The 21,226-nt window shown below is 75.6% G+C and carries 19 protein-coding genes; 9 read left to right on the forward strand and 10 right to left on the reverse strand.

Annotated elements, in window-relative coordinates:
• Positions 1-2: 2 nt before the first annotated feature.
• The 3 genes from T328_RS14015 (at position 3) to T328_RS14025 (ending at position 2,858) form a co-directional block, all read left to right on the forward strand.
• A complete protein-coding gene (locus T328_RS14015) occupies positions 3-1,382 on the forward strand; it encodes a sensor histidine kinase (protein WP_496496336.1) in 1,380 nt (459 codons plus the stop codon).
• Positions 1,379-2,032 (forward strand): response regulator, encoded by a 654-nt coding sequence (locus T328_RS14020; protein WP_496496337.1) that lies wholly within the window; start codon positions 1,379-1,381, stop codon positions 2,030-2,032. Before T328_RS14015 ends, T328_RS14020 begins: the two co-directional genes overlap by 4 nt.
• Positions 2,033-2,129: 97 nt before the next feature.
• Positions 2,130-2,858, forward strand: coding sequence for a S1 family peptidase (locus tag T328_RS14025; RefSeq protein WP_496496338.1), 729 nt, complete (start codon positions 2,130-2,132; stop codon positions 2,856-2,858).
• Here T328_RS14025 and T328_RS14030 read toward each other — a convergent pair.
• Positions 2,845-3,774, reverse strand: coding sequence for an alpha/beta fold hydrolase (locus T328_RS14030; RefSeq protein ID WP_496496339.1), 930 nt, complete (start codon positions 3,772-3,774; stop codon positions 2,845-2,847). The two genes, T328_RS14025 and T328_RS14030, sit on opposite strands and share 14 nt — an antisense overlap.
• A 113-nt stretch (positions 3,775-3,887) precedes the next feature.
• Between T328_RS14030 and T328_RS14035 the strand changes: the two genes are divergently transcribed.
• Complete coding sequence (locus tag T328_RS14035; RefSeq protein ID WP_496496340.1) at positions 3,888-6,650, forward strand: AfsR/SARP family transcriptional regulator; 2,763 nt, start codon at positions 3,888-3,890, stop codon at positions 6,648-6,650.
• A gap of 43 nt (positions 6,651-6,693) precedes the next feature.
• Here T328_RS14035 and T328_RS14040 read toward each other — a convergent pair whose 3' ends face one another.
• The 4 genes from T328_RS14040 to T328_RS14055 all read right to left on the reverse strand — a co-directional run bounded on the left by T328_RS14040 (position 6,694) and on the right by T328_RS14055 (position 10,079).
• On the reverse strand, positions 6,694-7,179 hold the full coding sequence (locus T328_RS14040; RefSeq protein ID WP_496496341.1) for a pyridoxamine 5'-phosphate oxidase family protein: 486 nt from the start codon (positions 7,177-7,179) through the stop codon (positions 6,694-6,696).
• 235 nt (positions 7,180-7,414) lie between these two features.
• Entirely contained in the window at positions 7,415-8,011 is a 597-nt protein-coding gene (locus T328_RS14045) for a flavodoxin family protein (protein ID WP_496496342.1), read from the reverse strand.
• 138 nt (positions 8,012-8,149) lie between these two features.
• The gene (locus T328_RS14050; RefSeq protein ID WP_496496343.1) at positions 8,150-9,190 is read right to left on the reverse strand and encodes a DUF3500 domain-containing protein; all 1,041 of its coding nucleotides are present in this window, start codon (positions 9,188-9,190) and stop codon (positions 8,150-8,152) included.
• Between the two features lie 217 nt (positions 9,191-9,407).
• Entirely contained in the window at positions 9,408-10,079 is a 672-nt protein-coding gene (locus T328_RS14055; RefSeq protein ID WP_496496344.1) for a DUF6596 domain-containing protein, read from the reverse strand.
• On the opposite strand from T328_RS14055, the gene T328_RS14060 reads away from it, so the two are divergent.
• From T328_RS14060 to T328_RS14070, 3 genes are all read left to right on the forward strand, one after another.
• Positions 10,068-10,775 (forward strand): MFS transporter, encoded by a 708-nt coding sequence (locus tag T328_RS14060; RefSeq protein WP_496496345.1) that lies wholly within the window; start codon positions 10,068-10,070, stop codon positions 10,773-10,775. The two genes, T328_RS14055 and T328_RS14060, sit on opposite strands and share 12 nt — an antisense overlap.
• A gap of 227 nt (positions 10,776-11,002) precedes the next feature.
• Complete coding sequence (locus tag T328_RS14065; RefSeq protein ID WP_496496382.1) at positions 11,003-11,377, forward strand: helix-turn-helix transcriptional regulator; 375 nt, start codon at positions 11,003-11,005, stop codon at positions 11,375-11,377.
• A 10-nt stretch (positions 11,378-11,387) separates the two neighbouring features.
• Positions 11,388-11,804 (forward strand): VOC family protein, encoded by a 417-nt coding sequence (locus T328_RS14070; protein ID WP_496496346.1) that lies wholly within the window; start codon positions 11,388-11,390, stop codon positions 11,802-11,804.
• A 75-nt stretch (positions 11,805-11,879) separates the two neighbouring features.
• Here T328_RS14070 and T328_RS14075 read toward each other — a convergent pair whose 3' ends face one another.
• The 3 genes from T328_RS14075 to T328_RS14085 form a co-directional block, all read right to left on the reverse strand.
• Positions 11,880-12,479, reverse strand: coding sequence for a hypothetical protein (locus T328_RS14075; protein ID WP_496496347.1), 600 nt, complete (start codon positions 12,477-12,479; stop codon positions 11,880-11,882).
• A 243-nt stretch (positions 12,480-12,722) separates the two neighbouring features.
• On the reverse strand, positions 12,723-14,222 hold the full coding sequence (locus T328_RS14080) for a nitrosuccinate lyase (RefSeq protein WP_496496348.1): 1,500 nt from the start codon (positions 14,220-14,222) through the stop codon (positions 12,723-12,725).
• Positions 14,219-16,234 carry an FAD/NAD(P)-binding protein gene (locus T328_RS14085; protein ID WP_496496383.1) on the reverse strand — a complete coding sequence of 672 codons (2,016 nt, stop codon included), beginning with the start codon at positions 16,232-16,234 and terminating at the stop codon, positions 14,219-14,221. The genes T328_RS14080 and T328_RS14085 overlap by 4 nt, the downstream gene beginning before the upstream one ends.
• Before the next feature lie 172 nt (positions 16,235-16,406).
• Between T328_RS14085 and T328_RS14090 the strand changes: the two genes are divergently transcribed.
• Positions 16,407-16,742 carry a hypothetical protein gene (locus tag T328_RS14090; RefSeq protein WP_496496349.1) on the forward strand — a complete coding sequence of 112 codons (336 nt, stop codon included), beginning with the start codon at positions 16,407-16,409 and terminating at the stop codon, positions 16,740-16,742.
• Here the strand turns inward: T328_RS14090 and T328_RS14095 are convergent.
• A complete protein-coding gene (locus tag T328_RS14095; RefSeq protein WP_496496350.1) occupies positions 16,739-17,599 on the reverse strand; it encodes a helix-turn-helix domain-containing protein in 861 nt (286 codons plus the stop codon). The two genes, T328_RS14090 and T328_RS14095, sit on opposite strands and share 4 nt — an antisense overlap.
• A 525-nt stretch (positions 17,600-18,124) precedes the next feature.
• On the opposite strand from T328_RS14095, the gene T328_RS14100 reads away from it, so the two are divergent.
• The gene (locus T328_RS14100; protein ID WP_496496351.1) at positions 18,125-18,937 is read left to right on the forward strand and encodes an MBL fold metallo-hydrolase; all 813 of its coding nucleotides are present in this window, start codon (positions 18,125-18,127) and stop codon (positions 18,935-18,937) included.
• A 120-nt stretch (positions 18,938-19,057) separates the two neighbouring features.
• Here the strand turns inward: T328_RS14100 and T328_RS14105 are convergent, their stop codons facing one another.
• Positions 19,058-21,064 (reverse strand): glycoside hydrolase family 9 protein, encoded by a 2,007-nt coding sequence (locus T328_RS14105; RefSeq protein WP_496496352.1) that lies wholly within the window; start codon positions 21,062-21,064, stop codon positions 19,058-19,060.
• Positions 21,065-21,226: the final 162 nt, after the last annotated feature.

Here is a 21,226-nt window from a genome sequence, read left to right on the forward strand (position 1 = left end):
GCATGCTCCCTCGACCACGGCGCGGCGACCCCCTCTGGATCTGGATGCTCCACGGCTGGGACGTCTTCTCCTGGGCGATCATCGGTCTGCTGACCCTGGTGACGATCCTGGGAGACGTCCCGGCGGGGGACCGGTACGGGTCGCTCGCGCTCGTGGCCGTGCTCGGCCTCGGCTACGGAATCGTGCGCAGCCGCCCCGGGAACCCGGTGCGGCTCGCGTACGGCTACCTGGTCCTGCTGATCGTCGTCCTGGGGTGGCTGTCGTGGCTCCGTGACGGCTTCGGCGTGCTGTACACGGTGACCCTGTCCCAGTTCGTGATCTTCGTGGACAGCCTGCGGGGCGCCGTCGTCTACAGCGGCCTCGGCGCCGCCGCGATCACCGTCGGTGGCGCGGCGCGTGAGGGCTGGAGTGTTGACACCGTCTCCACCAACGCCGTCTCGTCCGTCGCCGTGTACGCGGTCAGCGTCGTGATCGCGCTGCTGACCCCCCGGGCGCTGGCGGTACGCGACGAGCGCGCCCGGCTGCGCAGCCGGCTGGCCGACACCGAGCAGCAGCTGGCGGAGGCGCAGAAGCGGCAGGGCGCCGCCGAGGAGCGGGAGCGTATCGCGCGGGAGATCCACGACACCCTCGCGCAGGGCTTCGCCTCGATCGTCGTACTCGCCGAGGCGGCGCGTGCCGGGCTGGCGGCCGAGCCCGGCAAGAGCGCGCAGCAACTGCGGTCCATCGAGCGCACCGCCCGCGAGAACCTCGCCGAGGCCCGCGTCCTCGTCGGCGCCGCCCCGCGGGACGGCGTCGCCGCCGGCTCCGTCGCCGACACGCTGCTCCGCACGCTGGACCGCTTCGCCGAGGACACCGGGCTCGTGGTCGACGCCGAGTTGCCGGACGTCGACTGCGACCAGCCGACCCGGATCGCGTTGCTGCGCTGCACCCAGGAGTCGCTGGCCAACGTGCGCAAGCACGCGGAGGCGTCGGCGGTCGGGGTGGTGCTGGCGGCGGGGCCGGAGGGCATCGAGCTGGAGATCACCGACGACGGGAAGGGGTTCGTGCCGGGGTCGGCGGGACGGGACGGGACCGGTGGTGCCGGCGGGGACGGCGGGGACGGCGGTGGCCGGGACGGTGCCGTACCGGCCGGGGGGTTCGGGCTGGACGGGATGCGCCGGCGGCTCGCCGAGTTCGGCGGCGAGCTGACCGTCACCAGCTCGCCCGGCGACGGCACCCGCATACTCGTCACCGTGCCCGCGGCCGGGACCGCAGCGGACGGCCGCCTCCCGGACGCCCTCCCCGGGGCGCCCCTCCCACGGACGGAGGTCCCACGGACGGAGATCCCGCGAACGCAGCACGAACGACCGGAATCGCCACGGACGGACAGGTCTGAGACATGACGACGACACCCACGCCCGCCACACCGCTCCGCGTCATCGTGGCCGACGACCACACCGTGATGCGCGCCGGCCTCGTCGCGCTCCTCGCCGCCGAGCCCACCATCGACGTCGTCGGCGAGGCCGGCGACGGCCACGAGGCCGCCTCGCTCGTCGCCCGCCTCGACCCCGACGTCGCCCTCCTCGACCTGCGGATGCCGCTGCTCGACGGCGTCGGCGCCACCGCCGCGATAGTCGGGGAGGCGGCGCGAACCCGGGTGCTGATCCTCACCACGTACGACACGGACTCCGACATCGAACGGGCCGTCGAGGCCGGCGCCACCGGCTACCTGCTGAAGGACGCCACCCGCGCCCAGCTGGTCGACGCCATCCACGCGGCCTCCCGCGGCGAGACCGTCCTCGCGCCCCGCGTCGCGCAGCGCCTGGTCGCGAAGATGCGCAGCCCCGACCCGGTGACGCTCACGCCGCGCGAGTCCGAGGTGCTGGCCGGTGTCGCCGAGGGGCTGTCGAACGCGGAGATCGGCAAGCGCCTGTTCATCGGCGAGGCCACCGTGAAGACGCACCTGCTGCGCATCTTCGCCAAGCTGGACGTCGGCGACCGTACCCGCGCGGTCGTCGTCGCCCTGGAGAACGGCCTGCTGCCGAGCCGCTGACCCGGTTTTCGCCCCGCACCTGACACGCCCTCTTCCTGGTTCCGCGCACCGCGAGCACAATGCGGTCGACACCGTCGCCGCCCGGAAGGCAGGACCCGTGAGCCGAAGACGACGCCGTACCGCTCCTCCGTTACGCACCCTCGCCACCGGCACCGTGCTCGCGGTGCTCGGCGCGCTGCTGACCCTCCTCGCCCCGCCCGCCGCCGCGGCCCCCGCCGCCCCGTCCGCCGCCCCGCCCGGCACAGCGGCGACCGAGCTGCGCGGCGGGGACGCGCTGTACGGCACCTCCTACTCCTGCACGCTCGGCTTCAACGCCGTACGGGACGGCGCCTCGTACGGCATCATCCCCGGCCACTGCGCCGACCTCGGCGGCGACTGGTACGCCGACGCGCAACGCACCGTGCCGGTCGGCGTGACCGAGGGCGTGAGCTTCCCCGGCAACGACTACGCCGTCATCGGCTACACCAGCACCTCCGTGTCGTACCCCGGCGAGGTCAGGGGCAGCGGCGGCGCCCCGGTGGACGTCGCCGGCGCCACCGACCCGGCACCCGGCATGGCCCTGTGCCACTACGGGCGGGTCAGCGGCTACCACTGCGGCACGCTGCGGCAGATCGGCCTCACCGTGAACTTCCCCGAGGGCACGGTCTCCGGCCTCTTCAGCGCCAACATCTGCTCCGAGCCCGGCGACACCGGCGGCCCGGCGTTCTCCGGCGGCAAGGCGGTCGGCATCATCGTCGGCAGCACCGGCGACTGCACCAGCGGCGGCACGACGTACTACCAGCCGGTCAAGGAGATCCTGGCGGCCTACGGGCTCACGATCCCGTAGCGGTGGCGGCGGGCGTACGGGCGAGGAGGTCGCGCAGCGCGGCCACGACCTCGTCCGGCGCCTCCTCGGCCATGAAGTGACCGCAGCCCACCGTGGCATGCTGCAGGTCAGGCGCCCAGGCGCGCCACCTCGCGGCCGCGTCGAAGCCGAGCGCGGCGCCCCAGTCCTGCTGCAGGACGGCCACCGGCATCCGCAGCCGGTGGCCGGCGTCGCGGTCGGCGCGGTCGTGCTCGACGTCGACGCCCGCGGAGGCCCGGTAGTCCGCCACGATCGACGGCACCGCGGCGCGGGACGCCGCGAGATACACGGCGCGCACGTCGGCGGGGATGGCGGCGGGGATGGCGTCCGCGCCGGCGCCCGCGGACCAGACGTCGAGGAAGTGGCCGAAGAACGCGTCCGGGGCGGCGGCGATCATCTCCTCGGGCAGGCCGGGCGGCTGCGCCATGAGGTACAGGTGGAAGCCGACCGCCGCCGACGCCCCGTGCAACACGTCCCACATGTCCAGCGTCGGCAGCACGTCCAGACACGCCAGGTGGGTGACGGCCCCCGGGTGGTCGAGCCCGGCGCGGAACGCCACCAGCGCGCCGCGGTCGTGCCCCGCCAGCGCGAAGCGCTCATACCCCAGCGCGCGGGCGAGCGCCACGACGTCGTCGGCCATCGTGCGCTTCGCGTACGTGCCGGGGGAGGCTTCCGCCGGCTTGTCGCTGGCGCCGTAGCCGCGCAGGTCGGGGCAGATGACGGTGTGGTCGGCGGCGAGCCGGGCGGCGACGTGCCGCCACATGAGGTGGGTCTGCGGAAAGCCGTGCAGCAGCACCACCGGGCTGCCGGCGGGGTTGCCGCCGACCGCGGCGCTGAGGGCGACGCCGTCGGCGACGGGGACGCGGCGGTAGTCGAAGCCGGGGATGCGCGGGGACATCGGGGGTTTCCCTTCGTAGCCGATCGTTGTCCTCAGCGTGCGCGGCGCGGATGAGCAGCCGATGAGCGCGCTGTACGGTGGCGGCCAGCGGGGGTCGGGAGAGGTGGTCGGTGGTGCGGGTCCGGTTCGGCGTGCTGGGGCCGGTGACGGCCTGGGACGACGGGGTGGGCGGGGACGGGGACGGGGACGCCGGCGGCGGCTGGGCCGGTGTCGGCGTGGGCGGCGACGGGGGCGTCGGCAGCGGCGCGATCGCGCTGAAAGGGCCGCGGCACCGGGCCGTGCTGGCCCGCCTGATCGTCGCGCGCCGCCGCGTCGTGCCGGTCAACCTGCTGGTCGATGACCTGTGGACCGACCCGCCCGCGGACGCCGTGGGCGCGGTGCGGACGTTCGTCGCCGCGCTGCGGCGCGGGCTCGAACCCGCGCGCCCGCCGCGCGCGCCCGCGCGGCTGCTGGTCACGCAGGGCCCCGGGTACGCGCTGCGCGCCGAGCCGGACGCCGTCGACGCCTGGTGCTTCGAGACGGCGATGGCCGACGCCCGGGCGCTGCCGCCGCGGGCTGCGGCGGCCCGGCTGGCGGAGGCCCTGGGCTGGTGGCGCGGGCCCGCCTACGCGGAGTTCACCGACCTGCCCTGGGCCCGTACCGAACGCTCCCGCCTCGCGGAGCTGCGGCTGCACGCCGTCGAGCGGCACGCCCGCGCCCGGCTGTCCCTGGGGCTCGCCGCCGAGACCGCGGCGGACCTGGACGGCCACGTGGCCGCGCACCCCTGGCGCGAGGACGCCTGGCGGCTGCTGGCGCTGGCCCTCTACCGCGCCGGCCGCCAGGCCGACGCCCTCGCGGTGCTGCGCCGGGCGCGCACGATGCTGGGCGAGCAGCTGGGCGTGGACCCCGGTCCGGCGCTGCGGCGGCTGGAGACGGACATCCTGACGCAGGCGGACCACCTGGAGGCGGCGGAGGACGGGGGAGAGGGGTGGCCGGGTGCGGAGGCGCCGGGCGCGGGCGCGTACGGGAAGGCCGGTCGGCCCGGGACCGGCGCTGGGCCGGACGCGGTCGGGGACGACGGTGAACGGGGCGACGGCGAGACCGCGGGACGTGGCTCGGCTGGAGCGGGCGGCGACCGGGACGGCGCGGGGCCGGAGGAGGGCCGGCCGGAGGCCGGCGGTGTGCCGAAGGCCGGTGGTTCGACCGGCGTGGCGGGAGCGCCGGGGCGAGGCAGCGGCGGCAGCGGCGGCAGCGGTGGTGACGACGGTGCCGGGAGGCGCGGTTCGGCGAGGGCGGACGGCGGTGCCGGACCCGTCGACGGGGCGCCGGGGCGAGGCGGTGGTCGCGGTCGGGGCGGTGGTGAACGGGGTGGCGGGGCCGGGCCGAAGGACGGCAGGCCTGAGGCGGGCGGCGTGCCTGAGGACGGTGGTCGGGTCGGCGCGGCTGTGGAGCCGGAGCGAGGGGGCGGTGGGAGCGGTCGTGACGGCGGTGCCGGAGGGCGCCGTTCGGCGGGGACGGGCGGCGATGCCGGACCGGCTCCGGGGGAGCGCGGCGCGCCCGACGCCGTCGGCGGCGGCGAGGACGGCGCGCGGCGGGTCTGGGCGGAGGCGGCGGCGGCGTACGACCGCGCCGTCGCGCCCGGCGCCCGCGCCCGGCTCGAATCCACCGTCGGCCTGCTCCGCAACCTCGCCGTCACCGGCGGCGGCGGGCTGCAGGCCGCCCGGCGGCACCGGGTAGCCGCCGTCGTGGCGGCCGAGGAGCTGGGCGACCCGGAGCTGGCCGCGCGGGTCATCGGCGCGTACGACGTCCCCGCGATCTGGACCCGCGTTGACGACCCGGCGCAGGCGACCCGCGTCGTGGCCGCCGCCGAACGCGCCCTCGCCACGCTCCCGCCCACCGAGCACGCCGCCGCGCGGGCCCGGCTCCTGGCCACCGTCGCCGTCGAGTCGCGCGGCACCCGCTCCGCGCGCGGGCCGCAGGCCGCCCGGCAGGCGGAGCGGCTGGCCCGCCGGCTGGACGACCCGGCGCTGCTCGCGTTCGCACTCAACGGCGTGTTCATGCAGACCTTCGAGCGGACGGGCCTGGCCGCGGAACGGGACCGGATCGGCGCCGAGCTGGTCGGGCTGTCGGCCCGGCACGGGCTCGTGACGTACGAGGTGCTGGGGCATCTCGTACGCATGCAGGCCCGCGGCGCGCTGGCGGACTTCCCGGGTGCGGACGCGCACGCCGCCGCCGCGGACGGGCTCGCCGAGCGGCACGAACTGCCGCTGGTCGCGGTGTTCACGCGCTGGTACGCGGCCCTCCGGCTGGCCGAAACCGCCGCCCCCGCCCCGCCTCCCTCCGCCTCCTCCGCCTCCTCCGCCTCCGCGGCCGACGCCGCCCCCGCCGCCTCCGCCACGTCCGCGGCCGACGCCGCCTTCCGTGCCGCCGCCGACCGGCTCGACGGCGCCGGCATGCCCGGGCTGGAGCGCGGGCTGCTGCCGCTGGCGCTGCTCTGCCTGCGCCTGCGACCCGGCCTCGCCGTACCCGTCGACGAGGCCGTCGAGGGCGCCACCGACACCGCTCCCGCCGGCGCCACCGGCACCGGCTGGGGCCCGTACGAACCGTGGGTACGGCCCCTCGTACTGCTGGCCGAGGGGCGCCGCGCCGAGGCCGCGAAGGCACTGCGCGCCGTGCCCGAGCCGCCGCGCGACCTGATGCTGGAGACCGCGTGGTGCCTCGTCGCACGGGCGGCCGTCGAACTCGGCGACCGCGAGACGATGGCGCGTGCCCGGGACCGGCTCACCCCCGCGGCGGCCGAACTGGCCGGAGCCGGCACCGGCCTGCTCACCCTGGGCCCCGTCGCCGACCACCTCGCCACGCTCACCGCCGCCCTGGGCACCCCGCCCCGCGCCTAGCCGTCACGGCCCGGCCCACCGTTCCGACCGCCCTGTCGCCGGGTCAGGGCCGGACCGCGCGGCGGGTGTCCACGCCGGTGCCGTACGCGGGGTCGCGACCGGGTATGTGCACCTCCCAGCTCGTGGCCCGCGCGCGGTACAGCCGGAACTCGGCGGCACCGCTCACGTCCGCCGGCCGGAACCGCCGCACCCCGGCGTCGGTCACGTCGGCGAACGCCTCATCGCACGCCGCCGCCAGCTCCTCCGCCGGCACCTGCTCCGCCGTCGCGCCGACGTAGACCGCGCGGCCGGCGCCGACCGGCGCGCTGGAGTCGTACACGACGAACGCGACCTCGGGCCGGGCGGCGACGTTGGCCGAGTGCCGTGAGTGCGGTGAGGAGACCCAGTAGAAGGTGCGGTAGCCGGCGTGGGTGAAGTACACCGGGGACACCCGCGGCCGGCCGTCGGGCTCGGTCGTGCCGAGGGTGAGGTACCGGTTCGTGTCGAGGACGCGCCGCGCCAGCCCGGCCAGGTCGTCGGGGAGCGTCACGGCCGGACCTCCTCGCCGCACCCGTGCCCGCGCAGCCGTATCGGCGGTCGCCACCGCACGTCGACGGCGGCGACGGCCGGGGGAAACACCGCGTACCCGAAGTCCCTTTCCATGCCTGGAGCCTACGGCCGCCCGCGTCCCGGCGGCATCCCCTGTGGATAACTCCGGACCCCCCGTCCACAGCGAGGGCGCCGAGACCCGCGCCGGGTCGGCCGGGGCGTTCGGACCGGCCCGGTCAGCCGATGCCGAGCGCCGCCCGCCCCGCGAGGACCACCGCCGTGTGGCGCGCCACGCGCCCGCCGAGGTGCTCGGCCGTCGCGACGTCCGCCTTGTGTACGGAGTCGGTGCCCAGGTCGCCCATCGTGGTCGCGGCGGCGCCGTTGAAGTACCCGAGCCGGTTCAGGTCGTCCTCGCTCTCGTGGCTCAGGTGCCAGCCCGGGGCCAGCCCGAGGTTGACCCAGTGCATCTGGTGCTGGGCGGCGAGCGTCGCGAAGTACCCGAGAGTGATGTGCTTGTCGCCCGCCTTGCACGACGAGTGCGTGAACCCCGCCCCGATCTTGTCCTTCCAGGACTGTGTGCTCCAGCGCTTGCTGGTCGACTCGGCGAAGGCGTGGAACGCCCCGGACGCGGAGCCCATGAGCGTCGGCGCCCCGAACACGATCGCGTCCGACGCGTCCAGCGTCTCCCAGTCGGACTCCTGCATGTCCTCGACGAGGACCATGGTCACTTCGGCGCCCTCGGCCTCGGCGCCGGTCCTGACGGCCTGCGCGAGCAGCTGGGTGTGTCCGCGGCGCGAGTGGTAGGCGACCGAAATCCTGGGCGATCTGTCCATTCGGCCAGGATCCGCCGCGAGAGTTGGCTGAGGCTAACCGTTGACTTGGCGGTGACTTGATGCCGACTTGACGCCGCCGTGCCGTCGGAGCCGGCCCGGCGCCGGCCCGGTGCCGTACGACGGCACAGGGCCGGTCCGCTATCCGTGCCCGACCTCGTGCCCGTCCGCGTGCCCGCCTTCGTAGTGCGCCCGCAGCAGGTCCAGGCCCCAGTCGTGGCGCACGTGCCGCCATACGGAATGGGCGTGGTTGCCGTCGTCCTGGGTGTTGTCGTACTCGATGAGGAAGTCCGGGGCGCGTACGCAGTAGTAGTGCCGGTCACCGGGGACCAGGCCGCCCGCCCAGGCGAAGGAGAGCGTGTCCAGCCCCAGTGCCACCGCGTCCGCCCAGCATTCCCGCGCGTACGCCTCGGGCGCCCGGTCCAGGTAGCGGCGCACCAGCCGCTCCAGCAGCCGCCGCTGGCCGGCCGTCATGTCCCCGTACGACAGGCCCGCCGGCAGCAGGTCCGGGTCGGCGAAGGGGTCGGCGCGGGTGAGGATGTCGTCCGGCGGCTCGGCGGCGAAGACGGCCGCGGTGCGCGCGCCGGGGCCGAGGTCCGTGACCAGTTCGCGGGCCATGTCCTCCTCCGGCCCCAGCAGCCGGCCGGCCCCCGGGCCGGCCGTGATGAGCGCAGGCTCGGAGCCGATGAAGTGCGGGGTGACCCGCAGGCCCCCGGCCGTGATCAGCACGTGTACGGCCAGGTGGTGGCCGTTCATCCGCCAGCCCCACGGGCCGTCGCCGTCCGGGTCGCCCAGCAGCCGCAGCCAGTAGCGGTCGGGCCCCGGGCGGCCGACCAGCTCGCGGCGGTGCCGCTCCACCTCGATCGCGCCGACCGCCAGCCGCCCGCCGTGCGCGCTGTGCGCCGCGGCGAGCAGCGCGTCGACGGCCGCGCGCTGCTCGCCGCCCAGTTCCTCGGTGGACAGGCCGGGGCGGGGGCCCGGCAGGTACGTCCACTCCCGCAGCGCGGGCGCGTCCAGCCGGGCGGGCGCGTCGCGCAGTTCGCGTACCTGCGCCGGCTCCAGCACGGCCAGCAGCGCCCGCGCGGCCTCCCGCATCCGCGCCGCGGTCGCCGCGGTCGCCGCCGTGGCCGGCGGGGTGCCCGCCGCCCCGGCCGCCGCCGTCGATTCCCCGGACCCGCCCACCCGTTCCTCCGCCCGTCGCCGGATCACCGGGGGCGACGCCCCCGGTGATCCATGGTGCAACACGTTCCCCGTGCGCGGGCGTGGCTCACGCCGTGCTGAGCGTCCACTTCTGGTTCGTGCCGCCCGTACACGACCAGTTCTGTGTCTCCGTGCCGTCCGCGGGGGTGTTGCCGGTGACGAGCGGCGCACCGTCAGGCTGCGAACGGGATCCTCACAGTCAGGTCAGGGCGTCGAGGCGGTGCTGCAGGTAGTGGCGTTCGGCGTCGTTGGTGACGAGGGCGAGGGCGGCGCGGTAGGCGGCGGCGGCCTCCTGGGGGCGGTCGGCGCGGCGCAGCAGGTCCGCCTCGGTGGCGGGGACGTAGTGGTTGCCGGGGAGGTGGTCGGCGAGGCGGAGGTCATGGAGCAGGGTGATGCCCTGGGTGGGGCCATGGGCCATGGCGACGGCCACGACGCGGCTGAGCTGGACGTACGGCGAGGGGGTCAGGGCGGCCAGTTCCTCGTAGAGCGCGGCGATGGCCGGCCAGTCGGTCGCGGCGGCCGTGGGGGCGGTGGAGTGGTGCGCGGCGATCTGGGCCTGGATCAGGTACGGGCCGCGGGTGCGGGCAGCGCGCTCGGCGGCGTCGAGGATGCCGGTGCCCTCGGCGAGGCGGTCGCCGTCCCACGCGGTCCGGTCCTGTTCCTCCAGCGGCACGAGGTGGCCGGCGGCGTCCACGCGGCCCCGGCGGCGGGCGTCGTGCAGCAGTTGCAGCGCCAGCAGCCCGAGGACGTCCGGCTGGCCCGGCAGCAGCCGGTCGAGGGTGCGGGTGAGCCTGATCGCCTCGCCGGAGATCGGCGCGCGGCCTCCTTGAGCTTGCGGGCCTCGGTGCCGGCACGGCGGATGCGGTCCCACGCCCGGTTGCGGGCGGTGATGCTCGGCGGCGTGGTCCTGGGTGCCGTGCTGACGCCGGCTGCCGGGGGATCGGCCGAGGAGGGCGCCGAAAGGCGGCACCGTGGCGGGTGGCGCAAGGGCTGGTCGGGCGCCGTGGTGCGGCTGGGCGTGGCCGGGATGGTCCTGATGGTCTGCGAGGGCGCGGTCCTGGGCTGGAGCGGCATCCTCCTGCACGACAGCCGGGGTGCCTCACCGGCCGTGGCGTCCACGGCGGTCATGGCGTTCACCGCCGGCCAGGCCGCCGGCCGCGTCGTGGGCGACCGGCTCAGGCTGGCGTACGGCGACGCGGCGCTGTTCCGCGTCGGCGGCCTGATCGGCGCGGGCGGCCTGGGGCTCGCGGTCCTCAGCCCCGAGCCGGCGGTCGCGGTGGCCGGCTTCGCGGTGCCCGGGCTGGGCAGTTCGACGCTCATCCCGCTGACTTTCAGCGCGGTCGGGCGCGTCGCGGGGGACGACGAAGGCGCGGCGGCGGCCCTGCCGCGGTTCACGACCTTCACCTACGCCGGCATCTTGCTCGGGCCCGCTCTCATCGGCTGGAGCGCCCAGCTGGCCGGGCTGCAGTGGACGCTCGCGGCGCTGGTGCCGTTGCTGGGGTGCGTGGCCCTGGCCGTCCGCCTGCCGGTGGCGGCGGCCTCTCGGACCTGCGACCGATCGGCCTAGCGTCCTGAGTCGCACACCTGAGTCGCACACCGCAACACGATCCGCGACCGCAGAGCCAACGCCTGCGACGTCTTCCGGCGACGAGCCCACCCGGACACCACACCGAGCGCTCCTCGTCGGACAGCACCACCGGATCAGGCGTCGGCGCGTAGCGGCCCGGGGAGCTGTGGCAAGGTGAGGGCGTGAGGGTCGAGGACCTCGTCCGGCTGCGCCGGGCCCGAGACGCGATGGACCGCGACTACGCGCAGCCGCTGGACGTGGCGGAGCTGGCGCGGGTCGCGCTCATGTCGCCGGGGCACTTCTCCCGCAGCTTTCGGGCCGCCTACGGAGAGACGCCGTACAGCTACCTGATGACGCGCCGGATCGAGCGCGCCAAGGCGCTGCTGCGCCGCGGCGACCTGACGGTGACCGAGGTGTGCTTCGCGGTCGGCTGTTCCTCGCTGGGTTCGTTCAGCTCGCGCTTCACCGAGCTGGTCGGCGAGAGCCCCAGCGCCTACCGGGCCCGTACCCACGACGACGGCGCCGCCGTCCCGGCGTGCGTCGCCAAGATCCACACCCGGCCGGTGCGGCGGCCGGGCGCGCGGGACACCCTCCTCCGGTAGCGTGAGACGCATGGGTATCGCGCTCTCGGAATGCTTCATCGCCGTCGATGACCATGACAAAGCACTCGCCTTCTACCGTGACGTTCTCGACCTGGAGGTCCGCGCTGACGTCTCGTTCGAGGGCATGCGCTGGGTGACCGTGGGCTCGCCCGCGCAACCCGACGTGAACATCGTCCTCGAACCACCCCTGCCCGACCCGAACGCCACGCCCGCGGACCGCGAGGCTATGGCCCAGCTGCTTGCGAAGGGTCTGCTGCCAGGCGTCATCTTCGCCACCGACGACTGCGACGCGACCTTCGAGCGCATCGCCGCCTCGGGCGCGGAGGTGCTGCAGGAGCCGGTCGACCAGCCCTACGGCGTACGGGACTGCGCGTTCCGCGACCCGTCCGGCAACCTGCTCCGGTTCAACCAGCCGCGCAGTTCCTGACGCCGCCGCCACGCCTCGCGCCGCGCCTCGCCGCCCCTCCCGGCCCGCCTCCGGCCACCTCTTCCGCCCCGCCTCCTACCGCGTGCCCTCCAGCCGGGCCGACCGGGCCGCGGCGGCCTCCGCCACCCGGCGGCTCTCCCGCGCGGTGCGCTCGGCGTCCGCCACCCGCTCGCGGGCCTTCTCCACCTGCCAGTGCGCCGCGTCCCGCGCCGCGCTCGCTGCCTCCATCTCCCGCTCCAGGGCGGCGATGTACTCCTGCGCCTGGCGCAACCCGGCCTCGGCCCGGGCCCGCTGCTGCTCGGCCTGACGCCGCTCGCCGTCCAGCCGGACCGCCTGCCACTGCGCCTCCTCCGCCTCCTGGCGCGCACTGAGCATCTCCAGGAAGCCGGCCAGGTTCCGCACCGCGCCGGCCATCTGCTGCAGCATGAACGCGGCGGCGGCCACGTCGTGCACCTCGAAGTTGTTGGCGCTGTCGGCCTCGTCCGACACCCTCAGGAACGGCCGCCCCGGGCGGCCGTCGGTCAACGAGTACGCGCACAGATCCACATCGAACCCCACTGTCTGGCGCGGGTCGTCCCGCCCCTGGAACATCGCGCCGGCATTCCAGCCCAGGTGCAGCACCCGGGTCAGGTCGTCACCGTGAGCCCCGAAATGGTCTTCCGGTGAGTCGGCCATGTTGCACCACGGCGGACAGACGAATTGGAGGCACTCATCCATGACGGTCACCCCCTCCGTATCGTCACGAGCCGCCCCGGACTGGAGGGTTGATCACCCGCAGGGGGTACAGGGGGCGGGAGTGGCGACGACGAACGGCGCCGAACTCGCCGCGTACGCCCAGGTGATGGCGGTCCGTACGCAGCGTGCGCACCGTCGCGTACGCATGCGCGCGCGGGTCAAGTCGTCTGCCCGGCCGCGGAGTTACGACTCCGCCAGCGCCCGGTCCACCAGCGCGCCGGCCGCGCCGGTGTACGAAGCGGGGTCGAGGAGGGCCGCCAGCGCCCGTTCGTCGAAGTGTTCGGCGATCGCGGGAACCGCCGCGAGAATCCCCGCCAGGGGACGGTCCGTACGCTCCGACTCCGCCGCGGCGTCGGTGAGCAACCGCTTCGCGGGCGCCTTGCCCAGCAGCGGGGCGAGCACCGCCGCGACCCGCTCGGAGGCGACCAGGTTCTCCGTCGTCCGCAGGTTGGCGCGCATCCGGTCGGGCCTGACCTGCAGCCCCTCGGCGAGTTCGGCGGCGGTGTGCGCCGCGCCGCCCGCCAGCCGCAGGCACTCGCGCAGCAGGTGCCACTCGGCGTGCCAGGCGCCGGCGGAGCGCTCGTCCTCGGTGACCATGCACTGGGTCACGGCCGCGGCCAGCGCCGGGACCTGGAGGGAGGCGCTGCGGACGAGGGTGGCGAGCACCGGGTTCCGCTTGTGTGGCATCGCGGAGGAGCCGCCGCGGCCGGCCACCGCCGGCTCGGCCACCTCCGCGACCTCGGTCCTGCCGAGGGACTGCACGTCGACGGCGATCTTGCCGAGCGCCCCCGCGACGACGGCGGTGGCGGCGGCGACGTCGGCGACGGGGGTGCGCAGGACGTGCCAGGGGAGTGTGGTGAGGGCGAGCCCGGTCTCGTCGGCGTACGCGGCGGTCAGCCGGGCGGCGTACGCGCCGGGGGCCCCGGGGTCCGTTTCCGCGCCGGCTCCGGCTCCTGATCCGGCTCCCGCGCCGGTTTCCGCTCCCGCTCCCGTTCCCCCTCCCGCTCCGTCCAGCGCCGCGTACTCCAGATACCCGGCCAGCGTCCCCGCCGCCCCGCCGAGCGACACGGGTAGCCCGCCGTCGAGCACCCGCTCCACCCGCCCGGCCGCGTCCAGCACCCCCCGCCGCCAGCCGGCCGCCTTGAGCCCGAACGTCGTGGGCACCGCGTGCAGCGTCAGGGTCCGCCCGGCCATTAGCGTGTCGCGGTGCTCCGCCGCCAGCCGCGCCAGGGCGCCCGCGGTGCGCAGCAGGTCGGCGTGGACGAGGCGCAGCGCCCGGTCGCACACCAGCATGGCGCCGGTGTCGAACACGTCCTGGCTCGTCGAGCCGCGGTGCACGTACTCCGCGGCCCCGGGGTCGCGTTCGGCCACGACGGCGGTCAGCGCTCCGACCAGCCCGACGACCGGGTTGGCGGTCTCCCGCGCGGCGCACGCGAGCGCGCGCAGGTCGAGCAGGTCGGCGCGGGCCGCCGCGGTGATCGCCGCGGCGGCGGGCGCGGGCATGGTGCCCGTACGGGCCTGGGCGCGCGCCAGCGCCGCCTCGGCGTCCAGCATCGCCTGCAGCCACGCCCGGTCCGACACGGCGGCTTCGACGGGGGTGCCGGCCCGCACGGGGGAGAGCAGGCCGGCGTCGAGGTCTGGGTCGTCGTGCGCGTCGGCGTCTGGTCCTGGGGACGGGGTCACGAAAGCTCCTCGGTGGCGTGGGGGCGCGTACCGCCCGCGGGGGTGAGAGCGAGGACGGCGCGGGCGATGGCGTCGGAGTCGCCGAGCGTCACGGAGTTCACCCCGGGGCGTATGCCCGCCGCGGTCACCCAGTGCACGGCCTCGGTCGGAACCCCGTAGGCGAAGCGGCGGGGGTGGGTCCGCCCGGCGGCGTCGACGAGGCGGTACGGTCGCCCGCTCACGGCCAGTCCGCCGGTCACCACGTCGGCGCCGGCGTCGCTGGAGATGGTGTACGGGCGGCACTGGCCGGTGGCGAGCAGGTGGGTGAGCAGGGGGTCGGCGGTGCGGCGGATGTCGGGCTCGGGCAGCCGCGCCTCGATCAGCGCCGCCGCCCGCACCGGCGGGCCCTTGACCCGGCTGGACTCGGCGACGAACGCCGGCGCCGGGCCCGTACGGTCGACGCGTACGCGCAGCTCCGGGCCCATGAACGCAAGGACACCGGCGTTGGCCAGCGCGATGGTCTCCTCGATGCGGGAGGCGGGCGGGCCGATGGACAGGTAGGCGTTCAGCGGCGTGTACCAGTTCTGCAGGTCATCTCTGTAGGAGATGCCCTCCAGGCCGCCGTGGTCCACCACCAGGCGGATTTCGTTACGCAGGTCGCGCAGCACGTCGAGCGCCGCCTTGAGCGGCCCGCTGACGTTGCCCTCGCGGGCCTCCCGTACGTCGTCGGCCAAGTGGCCGAGCAGCCAGTCGCGGAACTCCTCGCGGCTGTGGAACTCGCGTGTCGCGTACGGGCGGTCGATGCGCTTCCAGTCCCAGCGGTCCGCGGCCGGGATGCCGTGCTCGTCGAGCAGCGCGGCCTCCACCGCGGCGGAGGGCGCGGCGAGGTAGCGGGCGACGAACGCCTCCCGCTCCGCCGCCCGGCCGTCGGCCGCGAGGAGGGCACCGTAGTAGACGCTCGCGACCTCCTTGGCGATCAGCGGCCACAGGTCGACGGCGAAGTACACCCGGCGGCCCTCGGCGGCGCGCTCGCGCAGCCGGGCGATGACCTCGGGGGTGAGCAGCCGCGGTTCGTAACGGCCGTGTGCGCCCTTCTCGTTGTGGCCGCGGGCGTGGTACGGAACGCCGCGCCGGGAGCCGGCGTACAGCCGCGGCTCGCGGCCGGAGGGCCGGTACACGAGGCGGTCGCCGCTGCGCTCGAACCGGCCGCCGCGGCCGGTGGTGAGCAGCGCGAGGTGGTCGAAGAAGTTCAGCCCGAGCCCGCGCAGCACCACGGTCTGACCGGGGCGGATCGCGGACAGGTCGGCGTCGGCGGGGCTGACGGGCGAGACGAGTACAAGCCCGCACTCCGCCGCCTCCCGCGCCAGCTCCTCCTCGCGCGCGGTGGCCCGCGCCGGCAGGTGCCCCTGCGCGAGGACGACGGCGTCGAGGCGGTGTAAGCGGGTGCCGTCGGCGAGGGCGAGGCACTGACCGGCCGCGCTCGTCACCCGGCCCGGCTGCTCTGCGTCCAGGTCGCCCACGACCCGCTGCTCCGGGTCCGGCTCCTCCTCATACAGAGAGACCGCGGTGGACCGGTGCACCTGCACCGTCACGTGCTCCGGCGCGCCGGCCACCACCCGGCGGAAGACGTCCGCCAGGTAGTGCCCGTAGAACGCCCGCGTCGGGTAGTCGTCCGCCCCCAACTGCCGCGCCTCGGCGAGCACCCCGCCCGGCAGTGCCGGCCCGGCCTCGTCCCCGCGTACGACGGACCGCGCCCACTCGTACAGGCTCGGCCCGCCCTCGATCGGCCCCTCCATCTCCACGCTGGCGTCGGTGTAGATGGTGACCTGTGAGGCGACGGTGTTCATCAGCAGCAGATCCGGCTGGTCCGTGCGCCACACCCGCCCCGCCCCGGGCTGATGGGGGTCGACGACGTGGATCCGCAGCGCCTCGTGGGCGGGGGACTTGCGCTCGTTGGCGCAGATCCGCTCCAGCACCGACAGCCCCCGCGGCCCGGCGCCGACGATGCAGACGTTCAACTCCCCGTGGGGCATGGACACCTACTCCTCGGTGACGACGTACCCGAACCTGATAGGGGAAGTTTCCACAATGTCTGACCTCACAGCGATGACAAGTTCCTGTGAGGGGTACGGTCGCGGGCGCCCGGGAGGTGCGCTGACGTGCTGATGCGGTAGGAAGACCTGGGGCGGTACAGGCCAGGAGGCGATGCGGGTGGAGAACGTCCTGCCGGGGGTCGTGGGGGCGTTCATCGGGCTGGCGGGTGTGCTGCTCGGCACCTGGGCGACCGGGCGCAGCGAGGACCGGCGGTGGCTGCGGGACCAGAAGCTGAGGAGCGCCGCCGACGTGATCACGGCCGGCCTGCATCTGTACGAGTCGCAGCTGGACGGCAGCGATCAGCGCCGGCTCAGCACGGCGGACCGGGTGGCGGGGCAGGACCGGCCGCAGACGGGAAGGTCGCACATCCACCTGCTGTGCGGCGCCGAGACGCGCGCGGCGGGGCCGACGGGGGCGTCGCGGGGCGGAGTACGGCCCGGAGGTTAGGGCGGCGGGCGGGGAGCGGTGGGTCCGCCCGGTCCGGGGGCGGGGGCGAGAAGGGCCCGCAGACGGCCCGGGGGGAGCCCGGACTCGGCGCGTACGACGTGCGTCATGTGCGCCTGGTCGGCGAAGCCGAGTTCGGCCGCGAGGCCGCCGAGGTCGCGTTCGCCGCCCGCCAGCCGTTCCAGCGCCCGCGCGGCGCGCAGCCGGTTGCGGTAGCGGCTCAGCGTGGCGCCGGTCGCCGCCCGGAACACCCGGCTCAGGTGGTGTGGCGAGCAGCCCAGCTCGGCGGCGAGGGCGAGCAGCCCGAGCCGCGGGTCCGCGGTCAGCGCCTCCCGGGCCCCGTCGGCGAGCCGCTGCCGGGCCGCGGCCGTGGCCGGAGCGCCGCTCGCCACCCGGCGCGCGTCGAGCTGCGCCAGCGCCGCTGCGGCCAGGGCGACGGCCGACTCGGCGGCCCCGAAGGCGTCCCCGTCCCCGGGACCGCGGCCGGAGGCCGCGCACAGCAGCCGGTGCCGCAGCGCCATCGCGGGGGTGGTGAACACCAGCCCCTCCGGCACGGTGGGATCGCCGCCCAGCAGCGAGGCGAGCAGCGGCTCCGAGGGAACGAGCTCCGTGTAGCGGTCGGCGCCGCGCGGGTGCGCGAACTGCTGCTCGCTGCCGAGCCGTTCGACGTACACCGACGCGGGGTCCATCGTCTGCTCCACGCCGTCCACCCGCGCCCGTACGACACCGTCGCGTACGAGGACGAGCCCGAAGACCTCCGTGGCGCGGGCGGGCGTCCACCCGACCGGCGGGTCACCGCAGCGTACGTCGGCGACGAAGAGGTCATCGCCGGTGAGGAGGGTGCGCCGGGTCGCGGCCATGCGGATGAGCCTTGCATACGGGGGTGGGGATCGCGCACGAACTTACAAGCGGGGACCGGGGGGTGGGCGGGAGCGTGGGCGGGGAGCGGCGGTGTGGGGCCGTCGGAGGAGGGAGTGGTGATGGGGCGGGTGTACGGCGAGGGTGTGGAGCCGGGTGCGGGTGTGCGTGGGGGCACGGGGGACGTCGGACCCGGTGGCGCGGGAGCGGAGGTGGGTGCCGGAGACGTCGGCCGGGGCGGGGAGAGAGCGGAGCCGGGTGCTCGGGCCGTCGGACCCGGTGGCGCGGGAGCGGAGGCGGGGGCTCGGGGCGTCGGACCCGGGGGCGGGCGCGCCGACGCCGGTGGTGCGGCTGCGCCTGGCGGGCTTCGTATCCCGGTGGGCCGCGTGTGGGGGCGGCGGCGGGTGTTGCGGGAGGTTGGGACGGTGGCCGTGGGGTCCGTTGCCGCGTCAGCGGGCGGCGGGGCTGCCGCCGTATCCCGGCCGCGCCCTGATGGCGCAGATGGTGCGGTCGACGCCTCCGCCGGCGTGGCCCGCTGCCGGGCCGGGCGGTTCGAGGTCGTGGCGCTGCTCGACGCGCACGGTACGTTCCCCATGCCGCGCGCCGACGCCTTCCCCGGCGCCTCCGCCCCCGCCTGGGCGCACGCGCGCCGCCTCGACCCCCGGGCCTTCGGGCCCGACGGCGCCTGGGAGCTGGACTTCCGCTGCTTCGCCGTACGGCGGCCCGGCGGCCGGGTCGTACTGGTCGACTCCGGCATCGGCCCGGCCGACAGCCCGGCCGCGAGCTGGGCGCCGGTCCCCGGCCGGCTGCACGAGCGGCTGGCCGCGGCCGGCATCGCGCCGGCCGATGTCGACACCGTCGTGCTCAGCCACCTGCACGAGGACCACTACGGCTGGTCCGTGACGCCCGACGGCGTACCGGCCTTCCCCCGTGCCCGCTACGTCGTCCAGGCCGCCGAACTCGCCGCCCTCGCCCCCGGCGACGCCGCGACGACGTACGCCGTCGCCCCGCTGCGCGCGGCCGGGCAGCTGCACGTCGTGGACGGCGCCACCCGGCTCGTCGCCCACCGCGACGGGGACGCCGTCACGCTCGTACCGACGCCCGGCCACACGCCCGGACACCAGTCGGTGGTCGTCGACGGCGGGCGCTGGCAGGTCGTCATCGCCGGGGACGTCGTCGTGCACGCGGTGCAGCTCGCCGACCCCGCCGTGCGGTACTTCTTCGAGGAGGACCCGGACCTCGCCCGCCGCACTCGGCGCCTGCTGCTGGAAGGGGCCGGGCCGCGCGGCGCGGTGCTCGCCACGGCGCACCTGAACCGCCCGTTCGTACCCCTGCGCTGACGTGGGCTCTCCGGCGGGTAGTGATGCCGCCATGAGCGTTAGCAAGGTCCTGGACGCGGAGATCGAGCGGCTGACCTGGCTACGCGACCGCCTTGCCGCACTCGATCCCGCGCGTACGGCCTAACCTCCGGGCGTCGGACCCGGCTCCTCGCCCCAGACCCGCTCGCCCGAGTCGTAGAGCGGGATGTTCCCGGCGCTGGTCGGCTGGTTGGTCAGGCCCTGGTACGACCAGTCGTCGGTGGGGTCCCAGCCGGCGCCCCCGGTGATGCGGAACTGCACCTCGGCGCGGTGCTGGGCCTGGCCGCCGGGGAAGATCGCCTTCCCGGTGCAGTCCAACTCCACGTAGTACAGGTCGCCCTCCGCCTGGAAGGGCCCGCGCAGCGGCGAGGGACACTCGCTGTAGCCGGAGAACAGGGTGAGGTCTGCCGGGTCCACGCCCTCGTCGAGGGTGAACCAGTAGCGGAAGGCGCCTTGGTCCAGCGTCCGTGCGGGGAAGCCGCTGCGGTTGCGGACGGTGGCCTTGACCTCGGTGAATCCCGCTCCGTCGGCGTTCAGGGACGCCTCGACGTACATCTCCGGGCCGTCGGGCTCCTCGGGCTGCGGGAAGTCGGGCAGCGGGGTGCCGCCGTGCCGTTCGACGAGGGCGGCGAGGGCGCCGGACAGGCCGGCGTTGTAGTCGGTGGCGACCTCGTTGGCGACGTAGTCCTGGCGGTCGTCGGTGTACTCGTCGTCGGGGCCGGAGGGGCCGCCGACCAGGGCGCCGTAGAGCACGTGGCGGTTGGTCTCGGGCGCGGTGAGCTGGTCGGTCCAGGAGCCGTGGGCGGTGCGGTGGTGCGGGTTGCGCGGCGGGTTGGCGCCGAAGCCGACGACGTAGCTGGAGTCGCGCGGGTTGTCGCCGAGCATGTAGTCGATCTGGCGCTCGCCGAACGTGCGGTAGCGCGTCGCCCGGTCCGGGTCGCTGCCGGCGAGCCAGTCGGAATAGACCAGGGCGACGAAGGAGGTGTTGGCGGCGTAGCGCAGCGAGCCCCAGGTGTCGAGGACGGCCTGGCCGCCGGGCGAGTACGGCACGCGCTGTCCGTCCACGCCGGTGGTCCAGTAGTCGAGCCAGCGGTTGGCGTCCTGGACGTACCGGTCGTCGCCGGTCTCCATCGCCAGCAGCGCGTAGGCACCGTACGCCTTGTTGTCCCACGCCATGGTCCAGCGGTAGCTGCGGGTGTCGGTCTGCGGCTCGGTGCCGAGGCGGTCGTACTCGGTCTCGGCCTTGGCGAGGTAGGAGGCGTCGCCGGTCGCCTTGTAGAGCCAGTACGCGCCCCAGACGAGCTCGTCCTGGTAACCGGACCAGGAGCGGTAGAAGTTGCCGGCGGGCACGCAGTCCGAGTAGACGCCCCGGTGGGTGTCGGCGAAGTCGTACAGCTCCTCGGCGTGCCGGACGAGGGTCGCGGCGTACGACGGATCGTCGTCGGCGAAGAGCAGCGAGGACGACGCCATGGCGGCGGCGGTCTCGCCGGCGACATCCGATCCCGGGCAGCCGGGGTGCACCCGGTAGGACGGCCGCTCCATCGGCATGACCTCGGCCGGTCCCCACCACCGGTGGTCGGCGTCGCCGTCGCCGACCTGGGCGTAGAGGACGTCGGGCTCGGGGTGCGCGCGGATGAAGTAGTCGTTGACCCAGCGCAGGTTGTCCTTGAGGTACGCGAGCTGGCCCGACTGCCGGTAGCCGTCCTCCGCGGCCAGCCCGCCCCAGGCGAGCAGGGTGGTCGTGAACGCCATCGGGAAGCCGAACTTCACGTGGTCGCCGGCGTCGTACCAGCCGCCGGTGAGGTCGACGCCGACGTCGGAGCCGTCGTCGAGCGCGGAGTCGCCGCGCCAGCCGACGCGGTTGCCGGCCGGGAGGTCGCCGGAGCGCTGCGCCTCGTAGAAGAACATCGACTTCTGCAGCGCCTCGGCGTAGTTGAACCCCGCCTCCGGCGACTCGCCGGCGTCTGCCGCGGGCGGGGCGAGCAGCCCGCCGCCGAACACCACGCCGGCGATCAGCCCGACGACGAGCCCGGGCCGCCCGCGACTCCATCGGCGGGGGCCCCAGCGGCCGGCGCTGCGGGCGGGACTGGCGGATGCGGAAGTCGGCATGCGGCGGCCCTATCTGATTCCGTGGTCGGCGGGATCCCGGGAATGGGAGCGCTCCCATGGTCTTCCTGCGCCATGCCCACGTCAATGACGCGGGGGGAGCCCCGGACTCGGCGCGTACGACATGCGTCATGTGCGCCTCGTCGCACCATACGGATGCCGCAG

The organism is Streptomyces sp. CNX435, assembly GCF_059570575.1.

Excerpts from the sequence above, each read along its gene's own strand:
- T328_RS14020 (WP_496496337.1), top strand. The coding sequence starts at position 1,379 with ATGACGACGACACCCACGCCCGCCACACCGCTCCGCGTCATCGTGGCC.
- T328_RS14070 (WP_496496346.1), top strand. The coding sequence starts at position 11,388 with ATGGGTATCGCGCTCTCGGAATGCTTCATCGCCGTCGATGACCATGAC.
- T328_RS14060 (WP_496496345.1), top strand. The coding sequence starts at position 10,068 with ATGCGGTCCCACGCCCGGTTGCGGGCGGTGATGCTCGGCGGCGTGGTC.
- T328_RS14090 (WP_496496349.1), top strand. The coding sequence starts at position 16,407 with ATGCGGGTGGAGAACGTCCTGCCGGGGGTCGTGGGGGCGTTCATCGGG.
- T328_RS14085 (WP_496496383.1), bottom strand. The coding sequence starts at position 16,234 with ATGCCCCACGGGGAGTTGAACGTCTGCATCGTCGGCGCCGGGCCGCGG.
- T328_RS14075 (WP_496496347.1), bottom strand. The coding sequence starts at position 12,479 with ATGGCCGACTCACCGGAAGACCATTTCGGGGCTCACGGTGACGACCTG.
- T328_RS14105 (WP_496496352.1), bottom strand. The coding sequence starts at position 21,064 with ATGCCGACTTCCGCATCCGCCAGTCCCGCCCGCAGCGCCGGCCGCTGG.
- T328_RS14015 (WP_496496336.1), top strand. The coding sequence starts at position 3 with ATGCTCCCTCGACCACGGCGCGGCGACCCCCTCTGGATCTGGATGCTC.
- T328_RS14095 (WP_496496350.1), bottom strand. The coding sequence starts at position 17,599 with ATGGCCGCGACCCGGCGCACCCTCCTCACCGGCGATGACCTCTTCGTC.
- T328_RS14045 (WP_496496342.1), bottom strand. The coding sequence starts at position 8,011 with ATGGACAGATCGCCCAGGATTTCGGTCGCCTACCACTCGCGCCGCGGA.
- T328_RS14030 (WP_496496339.1), bottom strand. The coding sequence starts at position 3,774 with ATGTCCCCGCGCATCCCCGGCTTCGACTACCGCCGCGTCCCCGTCGCC.
- T328_RS14065 (WP_496496382.1), top strand. The coding sequence starts at position 11,003 with ATGGACCGCGACTACGCGCAGCCGCTGGACGTGGCGGAGCTGGCGCGG.